We start from the raw sequence: 3,048 nt of genomic DNA on the forward strand, positions 1-3,048 counted from the left end.
CCGGAGGGGCCGGCCGCGACCTGACGGGGCTCTTCGGCGGCGCCCACAAAGCGAGTTCCGCAGCGAAGCGAGGACTGTTTGAGCGACTGGGCGTTGCCGAAGAGCCCCCTCTCGCAGCTCGCCTTCTCAACCGTACGCTTTCCCATCTCTACAACACCCCCTGCGGCTTGAGCTCGCATTTCCCAAGCGTCACCTTCAAGTTTCCATTAAGGCAGCGCACCTCGTCGATCAGGCGCTTCTCCATGCCGGGCTCGCGAAGGCGCAGCGTGTATTCCAGCGTGTAGAGGCTTCCCATGTTCGACGTGGTCACTTCGGTGAGCTCGTGCTCGGCGGCGAAACGATCGAGCACGTCGTCGAAGATGCCGTCGAATTCCAGGTCCTCGGGGACGATGATCTTGAGCGTCTTCTCCGCTTCGCGCGGACGGCCGAGGGGCGAGAGCACATACGCCACGTTCACGACCGCGATGATTGCGGTGAACAGAACCGCCAGGCCGAGAAAGCCCATGCCCGTGGCAAGGCCCACCGCCATCGCCAGAAACACGCTGCCGATGTCCTTTGCGCTGCCGGGAATGGAGCGGAAACGCACCAGATTGAACACGCCCATGACGGCGATGCCCGCGCCAAGGTTGCCGTTGACCAGGGTAATCACCATCTGCACGATGAGCGGCAGAAGCGCCAGCGTAACCACGAAGTTCTTCGAGTACCGATGGCGGAACATGTAGACCCCGGCAATCACGAGGCCGAGGACGATAGACACGACGGAACACAAAAGAAAGCTCGACGCCGAAACCGACGAGACGAGCGAGTCGGCGGTTCCGAACACCGACGAGAACATAAGATCAGACATGGAAAATCCTTTCTTGAGGAGGAACTATTGAGGCAAAGCGGGACGAAGGTCGGAATATGGCGCACGCCTTCCGCGACCGCATCGCCTTTCCCTACGGTGCCTCGCCCCCTACGACGCCTTGCGCATGCTCGCCTGATAGGCCGCACCGTATTTGGAAAACGACGATGGGTACGCCTCGCAACCGTCGAGCGCGTCGACAAGCCACAGCGGGAAGGGACCGGCGCACTTCACCTCCATAATCGCCTCGTCAGCAGGCAGAAGCGGGCGCGGCACGCCGAACCCGACGGGCGGGCGCCTATGCGAAGCCCGCGCGATGAGCGCTTCCTCGAACAGGTCGCGATACGAGACGTTCTCGTCGAAGGTGATACGCAGCGTCGAGGGAACGCCCGCCGCCTCGCCTTCCCCGCCAATCGCGAGAGGCGCATACGCCGTGCGGTCGCAGATCGTGACCATCGACGCGCGCAGCGGGGTATAGCGCTCCTTGAAGGCGTCGATTTCGCGAGCGATCTGCAAACTCCGCGACGAAAGCGATGCCTCGGCGAGAATCGAGTCGGGCAGCGGAAACTCGCGACACGCCTGCTCATAGGGCATGCCGTCCATATATGCCCGCGCCGCCGCATACGAGCAGCCGACGCGACGCTTGTACACGATGCCCTGGTACTTCTTCTTGAGCTCGACGAACACCTGGTCGTCCTCGCCGGGGATGCCGTAGCCGCGCACACGGAGCTTCTCCTTATAGAGGGGCTTGTCCAGCGATCGCTCGATAAGCGCCCGGTCGGGCGTGTCGAAATAGCGGCTGACGATGCTCGTCGTCCCGTAATCGTCGACGGCCATGCGCCCTTCGAGCGCCGTAAGCATCGCATGGTGCTGAGCTGCATCGAGACGGTACTTGACTTCCTTGCGCTCGAAAACCTCTTGATAGCTCGTCATAGGAAATGCCTCCTTTTGAAGAGGGACGGAAAGCCGTCCCTTTGGCGGTCGTGTCGTCGGTGGCGCGGGGCCGATCATCGATACAGGAAAGGGAGGAGGAGGATGGTCCCGCCTGCCGACACCCCGAATGCTACGGAGCACCCCTGAAAGAACCCTGAAAGAAACGCTTAAACCTAAGAATCAGGCAGTTTCTTTCAGGTTGTTTTCAGGGTCGTCCCCGACAATAACCTCACGGCCGCAACCGCCCCATCCACGATCCCCAGCGCGGAGGCGGTGGCGGCCGTTCGCGTCTCGGCGAAGCGCCCGCAAGGACCCGCGTCGAGGCGTTTTCTTAGCAAAACCGTGCTAGTATTCCAATCAAGAAAGCACCGAACGTGAAAGAGGAGCGCTGTGCAGATTCTCGTAGTCGAAGATGATGTACGCCTTGCCCAGGCACTTTGCCGCATCCTCGAGGAAAGCGGCTACAACACCGACGCCGTGCACGACGGGCAGTCGGGGCTCGATTATGCGGAAAGCGGCATCTACGACGTCGTCATCCTCGACGTGATGTTGCCGAAGATGGACGGGTTCACCGTCGTGTCGAACCTGCGACGCGCCGGCGTGAACACGCCCGTGCTACTCCTGACCGCGCGCGACGCCGTGCCCGACAAGATCTGCGGGCTCGATTCGGGCGCCGACGATTACATGACTAAGCCGTTCTCGCCAGCCGAACTCATGGCGCACCTGCGCGCCCTCACGCGCCGCCAAGGCGAGGTGCTCTTCGAGGTGATCACGTCGGGGGACGTTTCGCTGAATCTGGAAAGCCACGACTTGACCTGCGGCGACCAGTCGATCCACCTCAGCTACAAGGAGTTCTCACTCGCCCGCGTCCTAATGGCGAACGCGGGCGCCGCGGTGTCGAAGGCCACGCTGATCGAGAAAGTGTGGGGCTTGGAGGCAGCCGCCGACGAGAATAACGTAGAAGCCTATGTATCATTCCTACGCAAAAAGCTGAAGTTTCTCGGCTCGGCATCGCGCATCGAGACATTGCGCGGCGCTGGGTATCGCTTCGCCGCGGAAGGCGCCGCAACCGACAATCGCGCGAGCGCGTAAGACTACGCCGCATTCCCCGAAGAGATTCCCATGCTGAAAAAGCTCCGCATCAAGTTCATCGCTCTCAACATGGCCACCGTGGCCGTGGTGCTCGTTGTGATCTTCTCCGCCATCTGCGTCATCAACTACCAGCAAAGCGTGGCTTCCGTGCACGAAGCGATGAGCAACGCCATCGCGTT

The 3,048-nt window shown here is 61.6% G+C and carries 3 protein-coding genes; 1 reads left to right on the forward strand and 2 read right to left on the reverse strand.

Annotated elements, in window-relative coordinates:
- Positions 1–148: 148 nt before the first annotated feature.
- Together Q0I65_RS09580 and Q0I65_RS09585 are read right to left on the reverse strand one after the other, a co-directional pair.
- Positions 149–847, reverse strand: a complete 699-nt coding sequence (locus Q0I65_RS09580; RefSeq protein ID WP_296062915.1) for a DUF4956 domain-containing protein — start codon at positions 845–847, stop codon at positions 149–151.
- A gap of 108 nt (positions 848–955) precedes the next feature.
- Positions 956–1,777 (reverse strand): polyphosphate polymerase domain-containing protein, encoded by an 822-nt coding sequence (locus Q0I65_RS09585; RefSeq protein ID WP_296062917.1) that lies wholly within the window; start codon positions 1,775–1,777, stop codon positions 956–958.
- A gap of 390 nt (positions 1,778–2,167) precedes the next feature.
- On the opposite strand from Q0I65_RS09585, the gene Q0I65_RS09590 reads away from it, so the two are divergent.
- Complete coding sequence (locus Q0I65_RS09590) at positions 2,168–2,869, forward strand: response regulator transcription factor (RefSeq protein WP_296062919.1); 702 nt, start codon at positions 2,168–2,170, stop codon at positions 2,867–2,869.
- Positions 2,870–3,048 lie beyond the last annotated feature (179 nt).

Origin of the sequence: uncultured Ellagibacter sp., from assembly GCF_934643285.1 — a bacterium.
Classification (GTDB): domain Bacteria; phylum Actinomycetota; class Coriobacteriia; order Coriobacteriales; family Eggerthellaceae; genus Ellagibacter.

Excerpts from the sequence above, each read along its gene's own strand:
- Q0I65_RS09580 (WP_296062915.1), bottom strand. The coding sequence starts at position 847 with ATGTCTGATCTTATGTTCTCGTCGGTGTTCGGAACCGCCGACTCGCTC.
- Q0I65_RS09585 (WP_296062917.1), bottom strand. The coding sequence starts at position 1,777 with ATGACGAGCTATCAAGAGGTTTTCGAGCGCAAGGAAGTCAAGTACCGT.